We start from the raw sequence: 18012 nt of genomic DNA, 5'->3' as shown, positions 1-18012 counted from the left end.
CGGCCTATTCCGTGAAGGTCTTCTTCGACAGGTGGCTCGACTGCATCGGCTGGGCCGGAGGCCCGGACGGCCCGACGCCGGTGGGATGCGTGTGGCTGTTGAAGAACTGCATGAAGTCATTGCCCAGGACGACGGCCTGCTCCGCCCCGTCGCCCAGCTTGATCTTGTCGGCCTTGATGATCAGCTCGCCGTCCTTGGTCAGGCGCAGCTCGACCTTGTCGCCGCCGTGGGCGAGCACGACGACCTCTCCGTCGTCATCCATGAAGATGCGGTGGCCCGCCTTGGTCCGGAGCACGTGCTTCATCGGGCCGGCCTTGGTGTCCTCGGAGGTGGGCACCTCCGTGCCCTTCTCGGTGCCCAGGTCGTCGGCCTGGCCGGTGCTCTCCGGGGCGCCCCAGAAGCAGCCGGACCAGATGGGCCGGCTCGGGTCGCCGCCCGCGAACTCGATCCACACCGTGTCGCCGACCTCCGGCGTGAACAGGAAGCCGCGGTCCTTGCCTCCGCCGTAGGGCACGCACGGCAGCGCCCAGCCCGACGGGACGTCCTCGCCCAGGACGGCGGGCACCTTCGCGCGCAGGCGCCCCAGCTCCAGGGGGTCCGCGTTGTCGGTGACGACGCCCTCGTATTTTCCGTAGAAGCGGTGCAGGAACCGCTCCTCGAACGTGCGCAGCAGGTCTTCCACCTTCATTGCGGCGGAACCTCCTCGGCGCTCTGGCCGAAGTCTTCCTTCCCGGAGAGGCCCAGCGCGTTGCGCTCGGCGACGAAGGTCTGGCTGATCACCCCTTCGTCCACCGTCGTCCGGACCGCGCGCACGTAGTAGACGCCCGCGAACATCCGCCCCACGCCCTTGATGAGCACCGGGCGGCGCGCGCGGAGGAGCCCCCGGTACAGGGGCGTGTCCACCTCTCCCCTCGCCTCGACCGCGAACAGCGCCCGGTCGGTGGCCGCCGAGCCTTCATCCGCGATGGCCGTCTCCGCCGGGAACGGGTCGCGCAGGAGCGTGACGGAGCCGGTCGCCCCCGCCTGCTTCAGCCCCTTCTCCAGCGCGTCGCCCACCAGTCCGTCCCCCAGCGGATCCAGCTTGGGGCTGCCGTCGGAGCGCACGAGCCGCTTGCCAATGGGGTCGATCGCCGAGCCCTTCACGCGAGCGGGCCCGCTCATCGTGGCCTGGAGATCCAACCACTTGAGGTTGGGATCGTCGCGCAGGAGGGTGAGGTCGGGCTGGGGCGTGTCCTTGATGGCGCGCGGCCGGAAGTACGCCGTCACGGCGCCGCTCTGCGGGTCGGGCTCCAGGTAGCAGACGAAGCCGTTGCGCCGGGCCAGGCGCTGGACCCACTCCCAGTCGGTGCCGCGCTGCACGAGGAGCTGCTTCTTCTCCTCGTGGCGCGTGCCGGTCGTCTCTCCGGAGAAGGCGAGCTGGTAGCGGGTGAAGACCTTCTCCGCGGCCTCGGTGTCGGTGACATCGGGATAGGCCTCCACCCGCTCCTCGGCCGCGAGCAGCACGGCCGCGTCCATGGCGAGCACCTCGACGTAGCTGTTGGATTCGACGGACTCGAAGTGCGGGCGCACGTGCGTGACGAAGCCCTCGAAGAGGCGCACGGAGGTGCCGCCGGGCGGTTCAATCTGCACCGACACCTTCGCGGACGGCACGAAGAGGCCGTCATCCAGCGGCGAGAACTCGCCCTCGGGCGACTGCGTGGCGTTGAAGCGCAGGGCGAGGAAGCTGGGGTCCGCGTCGCTCTCACGCACCTCGATACGGGTGAGCAGACCGAGCACCGAGGCCTCGATCGGCTCCCCATCGATGGATACGAGCATGCGCGGATCCGGCATGGTTCCTCAGCGGTTCGGCGGGATGAGGACGGGCCGTCCGGGGACGAGCACGTCGAACGGGTCGAGGACGCTGGAGGCGTCGCAGATGCGCCAGAACTTCTTCGGATCGCGGAAGTACTGCTGGGCCAGGTTGTCCAGCCGCTCTCCCTCGCCGGGCGCGTGGAAGAAGACGCCGCCCGTCGCCGGAATCTCGCGGAGCGACAGGAGCGTGACGTCCTCTCCGGAGGCGTCGGTGGCGGTGTCCGTGGGGGTCTTCGCGTATCGGCTCGTCTTGTCGATCACGGGTGAGCGCCTTTCGCGTCAGAGCGGCAGGATGTTGGTCCCCTGCGCGGCCGTCGTATCCAGGAACTGCCGCGCCATCTCCGAGCGCTTCGACGCGGTGAAGGCGAGCGCGTCCTGGACGGCCTTGTTGTCCTTGGCGTCCGCGTCGGTGAGCACCTCCAGTTGCACGTCCACCTCCGCGCGGATGGGGTTGAGGTCGCGGTTGTGGCGGGTCTCGTTGACGTTCATCCCGGTGATGCGGACGGGGAGCACGCGCTTCTTGCCCCACACGAACAGGACCGTGGGGCGCTGCTTGCGCGCCTTCACGGGCTCCTTACCGTCGGAGCTGCGGTCCTGCGGGCTCTCCGCCGGGAAGAGCAGTCCCTCCAGCGCGCTGACCTCCGGGAGGATGCCCAGCTCCGCGGGGAGGTTCTCCGCGCTCTGGAGCCGGTCATCGAAGTCGAACCGCACCTGCACGGTGAGCGTCTGTTTGACGTTGCCGCTGGCGGCGTCGGCCCCCTGCTCTCCCTTGCCGAAGCCCTTCGCCGCGCCCTCCGTGCCGGAGCCGCTCTTGCCCTGCTCGACCTGGAAGGCCCGGGTCAAAATCTCGGGGTTGAAGCGGAACGGAATCACCCGCTTGTCGCCGTTCGGGTAACCGCCCGGCTCATACGCGATGAATGCGCCTCGCAGGTAGCTGACAGGGTCGCTCACGGGAACCTCCTCATGACGGCGGAGTAGAGTTCGTCGGCCAGACGCTCCGCGCCGCGCTCGGAAAGCAGCTCGTCCGCGGGGAGCGCGTCGAGCGAGAGCCGCTCCAGGGCAAGCTCCTGCACACCGGAGCGCGCGAGCGGGGACTTCGCGAGGCGCTCCGCGAGCCTGCGCAGGGCGTCCTGCACCGTCGCCTGGACGGCCTGCGCGCGGACCTCGTCGGAGAGGCCCAGCACCGAGATGGTGTCGATGCGGACGGAGATGCCGCTCATGCGCGCCCCCTCGCCCAGACCACCGGCTTGCCGTTCAACTCCTGTGCGTGGCCCGGCAGGTGGACGGCGAGCGGCCCGAAGTCCTCCCGCGAGCGCCCGAGCCCGACCTTCTCCAGCTCCCGGTACGTGGCGCGGACCAGGTGATCGATCCGCACGAGGCCGTCAGGCTCCGACGCGGCGAGGTGCGCCGCCGCGACGCCGATGTTGTAGATGCTCCCGCCCGCCAGGCTGAAGCGCTCCACGAAGTGCCGCAGGTCCAGCCCGGGAGCCCAGCGCGCGACGGGCGGAAGCGAGCGCTGCCACAGCGACGTCCGCATGGACGCATCCGGCATGGGGAACTCCAGCACGAACCGGAGGCGGCGCAGGAAGGCGGTGTCCATGTTGCTGCGCAGGTTGGTCGTCAGGATGCTGATGCCCTCGAAGGACTCCATGCGCTGGAGCAGGTACGCGACCTCCACGTTGGCGTACCGGTCGTGCGCGTCCTTGACCTCGCTGCGCTTGCCGAAGAGCGCATCGGCCTCGTCGAAGAGGAGGATGCCGTGCCCGGCCTCGGCCTCCTCGAACACGCGCGACAGCGCCTTCTCCGTCTCGCCGATGTACTTGGAGACGACCTGGCTCAGGTCGATGCGGTAGAGGTTGAGCCCGAGCGCGCTGGCGAGGCACTGCGCGGCGAACGTCTTGCCCGTGCCGGGGCTGCCCGAGAACAGGCACGAGAGGCCGCGGCCCAGCGGCGACGCACCCGAGAGGCCCATCTCGGCGCGCACCCGGGGCGCCGCGCGGTAGAAGCCCACGATGTCGACGAGCGTGTCGCGCAGGTGCGGCGGCACGACGAGGTCGTCGAACACCGCGCGCGAGAGGATGTGCGTGACGAGCCGGCCCATCTTCCGCGCGCCCTGGGCCAGCAGCTCCGCGGCGATGGCGTCGGCGTCGACTCCGGCGGAGGCACCACCCGCGAGGCGCAGCTTCGTGGTGGCGGCGCGCGAGGCCGCGCGCACCTCGTCGAGGCTCGATCGGAAGCGGAGGGCCAGCGCCGCGGCCACGGGTCCTTCGCCGAACTCGGCCTCGAACACGCGGCGGCGCGCATCGAGGTCCAGCTCCGGCAGATCCACCGTGGGCCAGGCGCCGGTGTACGCGTTGTGTGGCACCAGGAGCACCACCGCGGGGAGGTGCCGCGAGACCATCCGGATCCACGGCTCGGGGAAGGGGCGCGACTGGCAGGCGGCGTGGAGGTCCACCACCGGGAGGCCACCGCGCAGGCGCATGACCTCGGCCGCGTCCGGCGGCTCGTCCGCGCCCCCGACAAGGAAGGCCGTCTCCCCGGCCACGGAGGCAAGGTCGAGCCCCAGCTGGCGCGACGTGCGGGCCGTCCCGGCGCGGAGGCACAGGACGCCCTCCTCATCCAGGATGGCGCGGGCGCCCTCGACCAGCGCCCGGGGCAGTCCCAACCGCTGGGAGGGAGGCTCGCGCGTGATGGCGAGCTGCGTGGGCTCCACGTCGGGCACGTCCGCGAGCAGGTGGCGCCGGGCCTCGGCGGAGGCAAGGCGCACGGGCACCTGCGCGAGCGGCTTCTGGACGGCCGCCTCGATGCGCTCCACCAGGCCCATGCGCTCCGCCGCGCCGCCCTCGATCGCCTCGGACAGGGAGCGCTCGAACGGGACGCCCTGCGCGGACACGAGGAGCCGGGCGAACGCGGCCGGCGTCACCAGTTGGACGCGCTCGTCCTCGGCGAGGATGCTCGCGGCCGCGGCGCACTCCGGGTGGGCCTCGACGGCGGCGGCGAGGACGACGAGCCAGGTGCCCTCCTCGGAGAGCCCGAGCCGGCCACGCAGGCGGGCCGTCATGGGGTCCTGCCTCAGCAGGCACGCGCGCATCCGCTCGCCGAGCTCCCGGAACCGCTCGGGCGCATGCGCGAATCCCGCCGCCGCGTCGAACGTGGCGGTCTCGCGCTCGCGGACCGCTGCCTCCGCGCCGAGCAGCACCAGCTCACGCGCGAGCGCGAGCGCGGACACGGGAGGAGGCGCGGAGTCCCTCATCCCTTGATCTCCACGGTGACGAACGGCGTGAACTGCAACGGCACCGAAGCCCCGAGGGTCAGCTCGACCGAGAACCGGTAGTCGCCGGAAGTCAGGCTGGGGACGGTGAACTCCACCGAGGTGGGCGTGACGGTGAGGCCGCCAATCCGGTGCACGTCGGTGGGCGCGAAGATGCCGCTGTCCGGCCAGAGGTACACCTGCGTGGCGGGCGCGAGGCCCTGCCCCTCCAGCTTGAAGGTCGCGCCCTTCGCCACGGAGAGGACCTTCGGTCCATCGACCGACCAGGTGCCCGCCGGCACGATGCGAAGGTCCGCGGGCTCGGAGCCCACCTTGCCGCTCATCACCGAAATGCGGTGGACACCCGATGGAACCGCGTTCGGTCCGGCCGTGGGCAGCTTGAGCCCGATGGCGCGGCCCGGCTCGATGACGTCGAAGCCACCGGCGACGAACTTCCTGGCGCCAATCCAGACCGCGTCGATGGACGTCGGGAAGGCCCCATCGATGCGCAGGTAGCCCCCTTCCGCGAGGCTGCTCGGCACGAGCCGTCCGATGCGGGGCGGTGTCGAGATGGAGGGCCCGGTCAGGACCATGCCTCCCGGGGCGACCACCGGCGACACCGGCGTCGCGGCGAGCTTGCTCACGAGCTGCACCGGACCGACCTCGTAGAGCAGGAAGGGCCGGTGCTTGATCTGCAGCGGCGAGAAGAGCTTCTCCACCAGGTCGGGCGTGAGCGGCACCAGGGCGAGCGAGATGCGGCCCCTTCCGCTGTTGCTCGGCAGCGCCGGGATGGGCAGCTCGATGTGCGGTTCCGAGTGGAAGATCCGCAGCACCTCGCCGATGAGGCGGTGGGCACCGGCGGAGTTGGTCTCGGGGTCCTCGCCGTAGCCGGTGATCAGCACGAAGAGGGACAACGACGCGGGCGGCGGTGAAGACGTGCCGTCGGGGTTGCGGATGTAGCCGTCGTTCTTGTGGCCCGCCTGCTCGTTGACCCAGAGGAGCGACACCCGCAGCTCCTCGATGGTGATGGCGGTGTCGGGCGGCGGGCCGGCAATGACGTTGCCCGGCGCCGGGGTGATCCGCGTCTCGAGGACGTGCTTGATGGCCTCGGTCGCGTGGTAGAGGTTGTTGAACGTCGCCACCTACCACCTCCCGCCGAAAGGACCGAGCGGGAGCCCCGGTTCGATCTGATGAGAGCGCGGCGCGTGCACCGTGGCCGGCCGTGGCGCGGGCGCACGGCTGCCGACGATCTCGATGCGGCCAACCGAGATGGAGATGCTCGGAGGGGCGGGCCGCGCGGGCGAAGGCGCTCGCTGCGGCGCAGGCACGGGTGCGGGGCGCACGCTCGCGGCGTCGGCGCGAGGGCGCGGCGCGGGCGGAGTGGGCTGCGCGGACTTCGGCGCGGGGACCGGCGCTGGACTTCCGGCAGGCACCTTCGGCTGGGGTGGCGCCGAGGGCGGAGCAGCCTTCGCCTGCGCCATGCCGGAGGGCTGCGCGACGACGGGGGCAGTCACGACGGGAGCGGGCGCCACCGCGCGAGGAGGTCTGTCCTCGGAAGGAGCCGACGGGCGCGGCGCAGGCAGGGCCTCTGGAGGCCGGGAAGCAGCCAGGGGTGGCTTCGAAGTCCGCTCGTCCGCGCTGCCCGTGGAGGGCCCGGGCGCGCTCCGAGGCGGTGGCGGCGTCAACGGAGTGAGCGGCGGAGCTGCCCAGCGCGGAGACTCCACAGCGGGGCGCTCCGGCGTGGGGGCCAGGGGCTCGCGCGGAACAGCCGCCGTGACGACCACCCTTTGCTCGACGACGCGGTCCACCACGCGCTCGGTGCGGCGCTCGACCACGCGCTCTCGCACCACGAGCGGCGCGGCCATGGCGGGAAGGCGGGGACGCTCCGCGACCAACGGCCTCGCGGGCGGGACGGCAGCAGGACCGGCCACGGCGGAGGCCACAGGAGTGGCGGCAACTGGGACCTTCGCGGCCGGGACGCCCGGCGCGGCGACCTGGGGGGCGGCGGGAACTGACGCTGAAGGAACAGGAGCGGCGGCGCGTGGCGGCTCGACCCCGTTGGGACGGCCGGGGACCAGCGGTTCCGGCAAGGCCCCTGCGCCAGCAGTGGGACGCTCCGGAGAGGGTTCCACCGGAGCAGAGGCCGACATCCGCGCGGGGAACAGTGGTCCGGCCGGGACGTCCACGGCGGGCGCCGTGCGGTCGGACTCGGTGGCGCGCACGCTCATCGGCGCGGCACGCGGCGAGGCCTCACCCGCGGCGCCATCAGCGGCGCCGCGCAAGGGTCCCTGGACGATCCGCGACAGGGCCGCCATCGCGCCTTACCCCTCTCCGAGCGCATCGAACAGGTGCTGGTCGTCCTCGGCCTCGATGAGGGCCAGGTACGCGGCGCGCCGGGGGAGCTTCAGGCGGAGGATCTGGTCCTCGCTCCAGTGGTAGTGCGCGGCCAGCCTGTGGACGTCATGCAACATCCGTCGCCCCCTCCCTCTCAGCTCGGCAAAAAAAAAGCCGCAACGTCGAACGGACTCTCGAAACCGGCACTACAGGACGAGCACTGCACCGCCATGCCGAGGTCGAGATCCGGGAGCGCCGACTCGATGGCCCGCTCGATCGCGGCGCGCGCGGCGATGGGCAAAGCGCGCACGAACGGCTCGTCGAAGGGCCCCTCCTCTCCCGCGTACCGGAGCAGCACACGCGCCAGGAGGAACGTGCGGCGCGCCGACTCCGACTCCAGGCCGGCGGACAGCAGATCTTCCTGATCTCCCGCCGTCGGCGTCAGCGCGAGCGCCGTGCGTTCCGCGGGCTCCGCCGGAAGGCCGTGGCCGGGCAGCTCGATCTCGACCTCCGTGGGGACAGGCGCCTCCGGCAGGGGGAGGTTGCTCAGCTTGAAGTCGACCTCGTTCTTGTGGCCGCACGTGGGGCAGGCCACCTCCAGGTGGACCACGTCGCCCAGGGAGAGCTGGCGGATCCGGACGAGGGCGGCATCGCGCTCCACGGTCGTCAGCTCCCGGACGCGCGCGTACGCAGCCTCGAAGTCGGCGCCGGGCGCCACCGAGCACCGCGCCACGATCTCGTTGCAGAGCGCGGCGGTGTTGGAGTCCCGCTGGTGGGCCTCGACGGCCTCCTCCTCGTAGCCGGTCATGGCCCGAAGCGGTGACTCGGAGCGCGGAGCGAGCGGCTTGTGCACGCCCCGGGCGGTGGCCGCGGGCGCCATGGGACGCGGCGGCGCGGACTCCGGCTGGGGCTGTGGCCGGACCTCGCGCGCGCCGTCCCCTTCCCTCGGGGCAGGACCTGGCTGCGCCCGTCGCCGGGCGAACGGGTTATCGATCCGCTCTGTGGCCATCTCGGATCTCCGTGGGCCGGTGGAGGAGGAGGAATCAGGTCTCGGCGGGCTCGGTCAGCGTGGTGTCTCGCTGGAAGCCTTCGTGCTCGATCTTGACCATGGTGATGGCGACCGCGTTGGCGTTCGCATCCATCTCCGGCGTGGCCTGGTACTCGCTCACCCACGCGCGGCGGATCTTGAAGCGGAGGACCGGGGTGCTCTGGAGGTTGAGCACCTCGATGGCGATGTCCTTGCGGTACTTCGCGAGCGACATGGCCGCGGCGCCGTCCAGGTTGTTCACCAGGTTGGCCCACTCCTCGAACGTGGTGTCGTGGGTCAGCCCTGCTTCCAGGGTGATGGGCTCGAACTTCGTGCGCCCCGGCATCTTCCGGACGATCGACGGGTCTCCGGCCTCACGCCATTCGACGGCCTCCGTCGACTTCTTGAGCGCGCTCATCTTCGAGAGCCCGGCGACCGGGCGCCCGTCGATGAGGACGCGGAACTTGAAGTTCTTGTACGGGTCGCTCCGGTGGCTGTTGACAGAAAAGAGTGCCATGGCCGTATGCCCTCGCTACGCCTTCTGATTGACGATCTGGCTGAGCCGGACGACGACGAACTCGGCTGGACGGAGCGGCGCGAAACCGACGGACACGTTGACGATGCCCGCGATCTGATCCGCCTCCGGCGTCGTCTCCGCGTCACACTTGACGAAGAACGCCTCGCGGGTGGTGCGGCCCGCGAACGCGCCCTGGCGGAAGAGCTGCTCCATGAACCCGCCGATGGTGAGCCGCAGCTGCGCCCAGAGCGGCTCATCGTTCGGCTCGAACACCGCCCACTGGATGCCGTTGTAGATGCTCGTGCGCAGGAAGATGGCCGTGCGCCGGACGGGCACGTAGCGCCACTCCGACCCGGGCTGCATCGTGCGCGCGCCCCACACGACGTTGCCTCCGCCGGGCTGGGCGCGGAGCCCGTTGATGCCCAGCGGGTTGAGGTCGTCCTGGTGGGCGTCGAGCAGGTTGTAGTCCAGGCGCCGGGAGTTGAGCACCGTCGCCTCCAGGCCCGCGGGGGCCTTCCACACGCCGCGGCGCTGGTCGGTGCGGGAGAAGATGCCCGCGACGAAGCTGCTCGGCCCGATGACGAGGGTTGGGTCCCGGCCGACGCCCGCCGGATCGCTGATCTCGATCCAGGGGAAGTACACGCCGCCGAAGTTCGTCGTCGTGAGCACGGCGTTGCGGATGTACGCGACCGTGGCGGACGCCGCCTCCGTGGCCGTCTTGTTGGCGGACCTGGGCATGTCCGCGATGCAGAAGAGGTCCTGCCGGGGGCGGCCCGTCACGTAGTCGAGCGCGGCCTGGGTCCGCGTCACCACGTCGTTGTCCGCCTCACCCAACTGGGCGGGGACGACGAGCAGGCTCGCGTCCGTGACCTCATCGAGCGCGGAGAGCAGCCCGGGGAGGCTGCCGTTCGGGAAGTCCGCGTTGCCCTGGGTGCCGCCCGTCAGCAGGTGGCTGGCGGCGGACGCGACGATGGCGGTGTCGAGCGGGCTCGCGCCCGCGACATCCGCGGGACCGGCCGGCTTCACGACGGGGCCGTCCTGCCAGCGGATGTAGGAACTGCGCAGGAGGACGTCCTTCGCGTAGTTCTCATCCGTGGGGGTGGCGGAGAGCCGGTCCCAGCGCTCGACGATGACGCCGTCGGAGGTGCCAGGGAAGGTGTAGACCACGAAGAGGCGGAACCGGGTGGCGTCACCATCGCTGGAGTCGCCGAGCACCACCGCCAGGTTGGACGACCACGCGCCGGGCGAAGAGGCCACGACGCCCAGGCTGGCCCGGGCCCCCGTCTTGGCCGGGGAGACGCTGGTGTTCGTGATGGCCCGCAGGACGTACGCCGACGTGCCGCCATTGCGGAAGAAGGCGTCGATCGCGTACCGCAGGACCACGGAGCTCGCCGCGGGCGCGACACCGGCGTGGCGCTTGAAGCCGCCAAACTGCCGCTCGTAATCCGCGACGCCCTTGATGCGCGTGGGCGTGAGCGGGCCGCGCTCGGTGTCGCCGACGAAGATGGCCGTCGAGGTCCCCGCCGCCTCGATCGCTCGTGCGCCGCTGGGAACCTCTTCAACGTATACACCTGGATGCAGACGTGCAGGCATGGTGGGCCTCGTTGTTGAAGACGGTCAGTTCCCGAGGACGACGTATTCGATCGTCCCGGGGTTGGTGGGGGTGTCGGGGGTCGCGCTCACGCCGGTGAGGGACGCTCCCGATTTCACCGGGGACCAGTGCATCAGGACGCCCCCCGCCGCGAGCTTGTAGAGGACATTGGCGCCCACCTTGATGGCGATGTCCTTGTCGGTGTTGTTCTGGAGGACGAAGCCGAGGACCTCGCTCACGGTCCCGAAACCGATGTCCACCGCGGTCGTGGAGCCGGCGGCGACATCCACGGTTCCCGCCGAGGAGGCCGTATACGGAAAAGCCACACGGAACCCCTGGGTGAGCGAACCGCCTCCGCTGGGTGTGTAGGTCACGCTCGACGAGAACACCGCGTTCGCCATGGCCGCTCTCCTCCGACAAAAAGGGAGTCACGGCGGAGGCGCCCCCCTGGCGCGCTCGCATGGTGCCCCCCAACCCAATGGCATAATCAAAAACAAAACATCGCCATGTTTGTCCAGCCATTTAAACAATTATTTTCCGGAAACACCTGCACACACATGCAACACACGTGGAAAATACGTATGCGCTGTCGCGACACACGAGCACACACTCGCGGTGCGTCAAAAAATGACGATATGCAACGAAGTTCCGGGGCGTGCGGATCACCCTCCCCTGGAGGGTTGTTACCCTCTGTCTCAGGGACATTCCCTGGCAGGTCCTTGACCGGCGTTCAAAACTTACGGACTTCCGGTGTGGCCCCAATACATCCAAGACAAACACACACAATTTCAAAATCAGGGGACGCGCGAGTCCACGGGCCGAGACAGCAGGGCATCCACGGTGGCACGGGGGTGCAACGGATTGTCTTCAAGCACCACCTCCGGCTGAAGCAGCACCGGCTCCCTTGCCCCCGAGGGACGGTCCAGCACGAACCGGGGATAGGACAACATCAGCCCCGTGCGGGGCAGGACCACGCTCTGCACGCCACCGGACTGGCGGACCCGCACCACGTCCCCCACTCCCGCCACGGCACCTCAGCCGGGCCAGCGCCGCCCAGGCCTCGTCATGGGTCAGGGGATGGTCGAGCGTGCGCTCCATCTCCACCCGGGTGCGCTCGAGCTCGCTCCGGTCGATGGAGTGCGCCAGGTCCGGATGATTGAGCTCGAGGGTCTCCATCACGAAGCGCAGGTCCGCCCGCACCGCCTCGGGCGAGAGCGTCTCCGGCGCGACGGAAGGAGCGGGGAGTGAGGCGCAGGAAGCGAGGACAGCGGCGGTGAGTGCGAGCGCGCCACGGCGCACGGTGTGAAACACGGACGAAGCGAACATGAGGACTCCGAGGCTGGACCGCTCGCAACAAGGGCTGGCTGAGCACCAGGGACGTCGAAGAGGTCAACAGACTCATCGAGCGCCTCTGCGAGCTCACCAGTCAGTCGCGGGCGCCCGGCCGCGAGCATTTGATGAGCCTCGCCTTCGTGCTCGCGCCCATCCGCCCTCGCGCGAAGCGGCGGGCGCCGCCCGGGAGCCGCTGAGGCCCAGCGGCTTCCTGCCTCGGGTTTTCCGGCCATTCCCATGGGGAGGACGGCGGTGACAGCCCCTGCGGGTGATGGCTCTCCTGTACAGTGTGGTACGAAAGATCCAGTTCTGGAACCGGAGGCTGCGTTGACGTTGTTTCGAGTGTGTCTGACTTCGCTGTTGGTGTTGGCCGTCGCGTGCGGTGGTGATTCGAATTCTCCTGAGGCGCCCGACGCCGGGCAGTCCCGGCCGGACGCGGGCGTCGGAGTTCCGGATTCCGGTTCCGAGCCGACCGACGCCGGCTCCGAGCCGTCCGACGCGGGCTCGGAAACTCCTGACTCGGGCACCGAGACGCCCGACTCCGGCACCGAGACGCCGGACGCGGGCTCGGAGACTCCGGACGCCGGCACTGAAACGCCGGACTCGGGCACCGAGACGCCGGACGCCGGCACCGAGCCGACCGACGCGGGCTCGGAGACGCCGGACGCGGGCGGGCCCCCCGACGCGAACGTCATCGACAACGGTGGCTTCGAGGAGTGGCCCGGGGCGCTTCCGGCGCTGTGGTCCGGGAGCACGACGAACATCGAAGACGTGGTGCAGAAGGTCACGTCGCAGGCCTTCGAGGGCGTGAACGCGGCACGGCTGATCAACACCTCGTCCACGCACCGCCGCTTCAGCACCGCGGCGAAGTCCATGCCCGCGGGCCGCTACTCCTGCACCTACCAGGCGCGGGGGACCGGTGACGTCCGCAACGGCTTCTTCGGCACCGACTTCTCCAGCTACTCGGCCTACACCTCCGTCGACACCCGGACGTGGACCCAGGTGAGCTACAACTTCAACCTGGCCAACTCCGTCTTCGACACCTTCGAGCTCATCTTCAGCGTCCGGAACACCAGCGGCGATCACCTGCTCATCGACAACGTTCGCTGTGTGCGGGCCCCCGAGCCGTGCGACTCGGTCAGCTGCGAGGCCTGGGCGCGTTGCGACAACGCCACCGCGACCTGCCAGCCGCTCTCTGGCCGCTGCGACGACTCCATGGACTGCAGCGAGTGGCAGGCCTGCGATGCGACCCACACCTGCGTGACCGCCGAGGACCGCTGCGTCCGCCACGCGGATTGCGCGGGGACGCCGGAGACGCCCGTCTGCGACACCGCCTCGCACCTCTGCATCGAGGGCGACCCTTGCGCCGGCGTCACGTGCAGCAACCCGGCGACGAGTTGCAATCCCACCACGGGCGTGTGCGAGCTGGCCGAAGGCGCCTGCTTCACGACGTATGACTGCCGCGGCGCCCTGCCCGCCTGCGACCCGGCCACCCGCCGCTGCGTCGCGGCCGAGCACTCCGCGAACATCATCCGCAACGGCGGCTTCGAAAACTGGAGCACCCGCCCCATCCCCTACTACGGGAACAACTACGTCCCGGACTACTGGTACGGACTGGACAACGGCATCACGGACCCGGGCACGGAGATCAAGCCCTCGCGGCTCGCGCGCTACACGAGCGCGGTGCACGGCGGCTCGGCGGCGCTGCAGTTCGTGGTGCCCATCCAGATCGCTGAGCGCTTCACGACCGAGAAGTTCAACGTGCCGACGGGCAACTACTCCTGCTCGTACCGCGTGCGTGGCCACGGCAGCATCCGCCACCGCAGCTATTCGAGCGGCGGCTGGAGCCCGCAGACGGACTTCGTCACGGTGGACAGCGATGAGTGGCAGCCGGTGTTCTTCCGCTTCACCGGCAACGTGCGCGACTGGCGCCTGTTCTTCTATCCGAGCCGCAGCGTCGCCGACCGAGACCACCTCCAGGTCGACGACGTCGTCTGCACGAAGGACTAGGACGCGTCGCTGAAATGAAGGGAGCGATGGGGCGTGAAGCCTCATCGCTCCCCTGGCGCAGCCCCCTCTTCCCGTCAGGCCTCAGCTCACGTGGAATGGCACCATCCGCTCGAACTCGCGGCTGGGGACTCCGATGATGGAGTACGCCGGAGACTGGATGGGGGGCATGGTGCGCAGGATGCGGCGGTGGAAGGTCGGGTAGGTGGCTTTGAACTTCCCCCCGTTCCACACGCGCAGCAGGTTGGCCGTGAAGAGGCCGTTGTGGACGCCGTCGCTGGAGAGCTGGTTGTCCTGGCAGCCGGAGATGAGCAGCACCGTGGCCTTGAGCGTCAGCCTTGGATCCTCCTTGGGCAACCCCTTCAGGATGGCGTCGTACATCGCCGTGTTGTCGCGGTACGTGCGCTGCTCGATGCCCAGGGGCATCTCCTTGAAACGACGCTCCGTGGGCTCCGTGCTCCGCATCGAATCCGCCAGCAGCTGCAGGCTGCCGCTGGCGCGCAGGGCCGCATAGGCCACGCTGCTCACCGAGCCGCTGTGGCAGCTGTCGGAGAGCATGAAGACCCGCACGCCCGCCTTGAGCTTCCCCATCGCCTGGTAGATCTCGTCGTCGACGAGCTCCCCGTCATACAGACACCACGTCTCATCCAGGCCGTCGTCCTCATCCCCGTTCATGTCAGGGAGCTGGCCGCCGTGCCCCGAGTAGGTGAACAGCAACAGGTCCCCCGCCTGGAGCACCGACGCCGCCTCGCCCAGCTCCGCGAGCACCTTCGCGCGCGTGGCGTCCTTCGTGAGGAAGGGGCGGACGCGGCTGAACTCCTGCGCCTTCGCGATGCTGATCATGTCCTCGGCGTCCGCTTCGCACGCCTGCAGCTGGCCGTCCCAGCCCGCGTAGTGCTTCGGATCCACCGCGTTCAAACCGATGTTGATGGAATATCCCTGCGCCATGACTGTCGTTGCCTCCTTCACTCACGGTGGAGACGGGCGGACGGGATGGCAGGGAGGAGGCGGCGCGCGCCGTGTCCTTCCGGCCCTTTCCCGACCAGGAGCCCGGGGCTCGCTCCCTCCGCTCCCGTGTGACACGACAGGTTACGCAGGGCCCCTGGCTGTGACCTGACACGCCACGCGGACGGGCCTCGCGGTGCCCTGCGCAGAGGAGGGACCTCCGGGTCGAAGGGTGGCTCGGTGGGTGCAAGCGCGACCCGCGCCGGGCTCTACCGGGACCGGCACGCAGTCATCCCCCACCAACGAGAGGTTTCTCCATGATGATGAAGCTGACGGGCCGCCTGCTGACGGCCGCGCTCCTGAGTGTCACGGCCGCGGGCTGCCAGGGTGAAGAGCCCACCACGAGCACGGGGGACTCGCTCGCCACGCAGGAAGCGAAGGCCGAGCGGACCTGTATCGAGGGCTTCGAGGGCATCAAGAACTGCGCGACGGGCCGCGCGACGCTCACGAACACCGGCAAGAGCATCGCCGTGTCCAACCTGACCAACGTGAAGACGGACGGCTTCTCCAGCGAGTTCCCTCGCGCCGTCGACTGGGTGCTGAAGACGGAGCTGGGTGGCGTGGGCGCCGCGGGCCAGGGCTTCACGCTCGCCGCGCGTGACGGCGACCAGGTGGTCAGCACCATCAGCGTCCAGCCGGGCAAGGACCGCGATCAGGTGACCCTGCGGCCCTCGTTCACGGGCCGGTCGGGCGGTTCGCCCTTCACCGTCAACCTGTGGCGCGGCAACATGCTGCTGAACTCGCACTACTTCGAGCCCGATTACGGCGTCGGCTCGGTGTGGTACCAGATCCACATCGGGCTCACGCGGTACGACTTCGGCTTCAAGAACCACGGCATGGGGAGCAGCATGTACGGCCGCGTCGCCCCGGGCGCCTGCAGCTGGACCTTCCGCGGCACCGGTGATGCCTTCACGCTGGATGTGGATGGCAAGCGCATCAGCGGCGACTTCCTGGAGATCGTCGAGGACATCGGCGACGGCCACTATCCGTACACCGGCTTCTCCTCCATCGACGTGAAGGCCGCCGCCAGCACCTTCAACATCCTGGGCGAGTCCACCGTCGCCGCGAAGTAACCAGCACCTGGCCCCTTTCCCACGCATGCGGGAAAGGGGCCCCATGTCTCCTTGAACCCCGACGACCTTGGAGGGGGTGGGACCCGGGCACTCGCCCCTATAGTCCCCCTCATGAAGGACACTTCCGCCCCGCTCCGCTCCATCGTCGCCCTGCCCCTGACGCCGGAGGGCTTCGCTCCCTTTGGCGACGTCGTGTCCGCCGGGCTCAAGAGCGGCGCTTCGGCGAACCAGGGCACCGCGGTGCGCTTCGACTGGTCGGCGCGGCTGGAGAACGGCCGGCCGGGTGCGAAGCCCAACCTCGCGGTGTTCCGCTCCGTGCCGCAGCCGCTTCCCTTCACCGTGAAGCTGCTCGAACACCATCCCCAGTCCAGCCAGGCGTTCCTGCCCATGCGCTGCTCGCGCTTCCTGGTCTGCGTCGCGCCGACCGCGCCTTCGGGCGGGCCCGACCTGGACGGGCTCGTGGCGTTCGTCTGTGGCCCCGGCCAGGGCGTGAACTACCACCGGGGCGTGTGGCACCACCCCATCATCGCGCTCGATGAGCCGGCCGAGTTCGCGATGCTGGCGTGGGAGGACGGGGGCGCGGAGGACTGCGTCGTGCGGCAGTTCTCCACACCTGTCTCCGTCATCGTCGGGGACTGAGCTGACCCCTACCCTTCCGTCTTCGGCTGACGCGCGAGCCACGCGCGCCACTCCTCGGCCGTTTCGTACTGCTCGCCGGAGAGCTGCTTCAGCACCAGGACCGCGGGGTCGCGGTTGATGGGCAACGTGAGCGCGGACATCCGCACCAGGTGTTCTCCCAGTTGGCGGAGCAGCCCGGCACGCTGCGCCTTCAGCGCCTCGGGTGAAAGGTCGTCCAGCAGGTAGTTGAGGAGGTGCGTCGCCTTGTTGCGGTCGGTTGCCTTCGGCATCGTCACCGCGTCCGCCACCCTGGCCACGTCCAGCAGGGGCTTCGTCGCGGCTTCCTGCGTGGACGCCAGCACGCGCAGCACGCTGTTGCGCACGCCGGACTCCGGATCCCGGATGGAGGGCTGCAGCCGTTGCGCTGTCTCCTCGAGGGTAGGGGCGTAGGCAAGCAGGTAGGCCGCCGCGACCCGCTTCTCCGGGTCCGCATCCTCGCGCAGGACAGCGGTCAACGCGTCCAGCTGCCCCGGCACCTTCGCGAGGAACTCCGGCTCGAAGGACGCGAGGTCTGGATGGCCGAACCCACCGATGCAATTCGCGACCTTGCAGCTGGTGTCTTCAGACATCTTCCCCTGCATCTGGAGTTTCTGCAGGCGCTCCACATAATCGTTCCACCGGGCAAGCAGTCCTTCCGGATCCGTGGCGTGCCCCTTGGGCTCGGGGAGGAAGCGCAGCCGGGCCGCGTCCTCGGCGTCCACCATGTCCACCACTACGAAGGCGGAACCCTTGCGCTCGTCCGCGAAGTAGATGGACATGCTCACCTGGGCGTAGGCGAGGCCGTACTGCTCACGCAGCGCCGCCTCCTTCTGCCTGAAGATCGCGCCGCTGCCCACGATGGGCTTGCCCACCTCCAGCCCCATCAGCCGCTGGACCGTCTCCTGGTCCACCTTGCGCGAACCAAAGGCATCCACGCCCATGAGCGTCATCGTCATGAAGGGCGCCTCGGGTGCCTTCGCCAGGTTGGCGCGGGCCTCCGCGACGATTCCGCTCCACGCGGGCAGCGCGTGCAGCGCCGCCAGCTCCGGGTTGTATTCGAGGTGATCCGCGTCGTAGTAGCCGCCCTGGACCGCGCGCTTCAGCACGTCCACGGCCGCGTCCGCGTGGCCCGCGAGCGAGGCACACCCCGCCGCCCGGTAGAGGAACTCCGCGCGGTCCGGCCCCTCCGCGTTCGCCTCACCAGCAGCCTGGAACCGCTCCGCGCACCGCTCGAAATCCAGCGCCTTGTACGCCTGATCCGCTTCCTCCGAGAGCTGCTGGGCCCGCGCGGCCGGGGCCGCCGGCTTCGGAGCATGTGCACAGCCCGCACCCAACGCGACCACGCCCAGGGCCATCATGAATCGCATC

18 protein-coding genes are annotated in these 18012 nt (G+C 69.9%); 3 read left to right on the top strand and 15 right to left on the bottom strand.

Annotated elements, in window-relative coordinates:
- Positions 1-4: 4 nt before the first annotated feature.
- The 13 genes from D7X30_RS18920 to D7X30_RS18860 all read right to left on the bottom strand — a co-directional run bounded on the left by D7X30_RS18920 (position 5) and on the right by D7X30_RS18860 (position 11598).
- Positions 5-688 carry a phage baseplate assembly protein V gene (locus D7X30_RS18920; protein ID WP_199724414.1) on the bottom strand — a complete coding sequence of 228 codons (684 nt, stop codon included), beginning with the start codon at positions 686-688 and terminating at the stop codon, positions 5-7.
- Complete coding sequence (locus D7X30_RS18915; RefSeq protein WP_158619295.1) at positions 685-1815, bottom strand: phage late control D family protein; 1131 nt, start codon at positions 1813-1815, stop codon at positions 685-687. The genes D7X30_RS18920 and D7X30_RS18915 overlap by 4 nt, the downstream gene beginning before the upstream one ends.
- A 21-nt stretch (positions 1816-1836) precedes the next feature.
- Positions 1837-2112, bottom strand: coding sequence for a hypothetical protein (locus D7X30_RS18910; protein WP_120564342.1), 276 nt, complete (start codon positions 2110-2112; stop codon positions 1837-1839).
- An 18-nt stretch (positions 2113-2130) separates the two neighbouring features.
- Positions 2131-2802 (bottom strand): hypothetical protein, encoded by a 672-nt coding sequence (locus tag D7X30_RS18905; RefSeq protein ID WP_120564341.1) that lies wholly within the window; start codon positions 2800-2802, stop codon positions 2131-2133.
- Entirely contained in the window at positions 2799-3071 is a 273-nt protein-coding gene (locus D7X30_RS18900) for a hypothetical protein (RefSeq protein WP_120564340.1), read from the bottom strand. The genes D7X30_RS18905 and D7X30_RS18900 overlap by 4 nt, the downstream gene beginning before the upstream one ends.
- Entirely contained in the window at positions 3068-5104 is a 2037-nt protein-coding gene (locus D7X30_RS18895) for an ATP-binding protein (protein WP_120564339.1), read from the bottom strand. The genes D7X30_RS18900 and D7X30_RS18895 overlap by 4 nt, the downstream gene beginning before the upstream one ends.
- The gene (locus D7X30_RS18890; protein WP_120564338.1) at positions 5101-6243 is read right to left on the bottom strand and encodes a Pvc16 family protein; all 1143 of its coding nucleotides are present in this window, start codon (positions 6241-6243) and stop codon (positions 5101-5103) included. The genes D7X30_RS18895 and D7X30_RS18890 overlap by 4 nt, the downstream gene beginning before the upstream one ends.
- 1179 nt (positions 6244-7422) lie before the next feature.
- Entirely contained in the window at positions 7423-7572 is a 150-nt protein-coding gene (locus D7X30_RS41980) for a hypothetical protein (RefSeq protein ID WP_158619294.1), read from the bottom strand.
- Positions 7573-7589: 17 nt separating this feature from the next.
- Positions 7590-8444 carry a hypothetical protein gene (locus tag D7X30_RS18880; RefSeq protein WP_120564336.1) on the bottom strand — a complete coding sequence of 285 codons (855 nt, stop codon included), beginning with the start codon at positions 8442-8444 and terminating at the stop codon, positions 7590-7592.
- Between the two features lie 34 nt (positions 8445-8478).
- A complete protein-coding gene (locus tag D7X30_RS18875; RefSeq protein ID WP_120564335.1) occupies positions 8479-8979 on the bottom strand; it encodes a phage tail protein in 501 nt (166 codons plus the stop codon).
- A gap of 15 nt (positions 8980-8994) precedes the next feature.
- Complete coding sequence (locus D7X30_RS18870; RefSeq protein ID WP_120564334.1) at positions 8995-10572, bottom strand: phage tail sheath subtilisin-like domain-containing protein; 1578 nt, start codon at positions 10570-10572, stop codon at positions 8995-8997.
- 24 nt (positions 10573-10596) lie between these two features.
- Positions 10597-10971 carry a hypothetical protein gene (locus D7X30_RS18865; RefSeq protein WP_120564333.1) on the bottom strand — a complete coding sequence of 125 codons (375 nt, stop codon included), beginning with the start codon at positions 10969-10971 and terminating at the stop codon, positions 10597-10599.
- A gap of 393 nt (positions 10972-11364) precedes the next feature.
- Positions 11365-11598, bottom strand: a complete 234-nt coding sequence (locus D7X30_RS18860; protein ID WP_120564332.1) for a hypothetical protein — start codon at positions 11596-11598, stop codon at positions 11365-11367.
- 631 nt (positions 11599-12229) lie between these two features.
- Between D7X30_RS18860 and D7X30_RS18850 the strand changes: the two genes are divergently transcribed.
- Positions 12230-13912 (top strand): invertase recombinase-like protein, encoded by a 1683-nt coding sequence (locus D7X30_RS18850; RefSeq protein ID WP_120564330.1) that lies wholly within the window; start codon positions 12230-12232, stop codon positions 13910-13912.
- Positions 13913-13993: 81 nt separating this feature from the next.
- Here D7X30_RS18850 and D7X30_RS18845 read toward each other — a convergent pair whose 3' ends face one another.
- Positions 13994-14857: a caspase family protein gene (locus tag D7X30_RS18845; RefSeq protein ID WP_120564329.1), complete on the bottom strand. Its 864-nt coding sequence runs from the start codon at positions 14855-14857 to the stop codon at positions 13994-13996.
- Between the two features lie 314 nt (positions 14858-15171).
- On the opposite strand from D7X30_RS18845, the gene D7X30_RS18840 reads away from it, so the two are divergent.
- Positions 15172-15987: a hypothetical protein gene (locus tag D7X30_RS18840; protein ID WP_120564328.1), complete on the top strand. Its 816-nt coding sequence runs from the start codon at positions 15172-15174 to the stop codon at positions 15985-15987.
- 111 nt (positions 15988-16098) lie between these two features.
- Positions 16099-16626, top strand: a complete 528-nt coding sequence (locus tag D7X30_RS18835; protein WP_120564327.1) for an ureidoglycolate lyase — start codon at positions 16099-16101, stop codon at positions 16624-16626.
- An 8-nt stretch (positions 16627-16634) separates the two neighbouring features.
- Here D7X30_RS18835 and D7X30_RS18830 read toward each other — a convergent pair whose 3' ends face one another.
- Complete coding sequence (locus tag D7X30_RS18830) at positions 16635-18011, bottom strand: hypothetical protein (RefSeq protein ID WP_120564326.1); 1377 nt, start codon at positions 18009-18011, stop codon at positions 16635-16637.
- Position 18012: the final 1 nt, after the last annotated feature.

This window comes from Corallococcus sp. AB011P (assembly GCF_003611605.1).
Taxonomy (GTDB): domain Bacteria; phylum Myxococcota; class Myxococcia; order Myxococcales; family Myxococcaceae; genus Corallococcus; species Corallococcus coralloides.
This window is presented reverse-complemented; position numbering and strand designations above follow the sequence as displayed.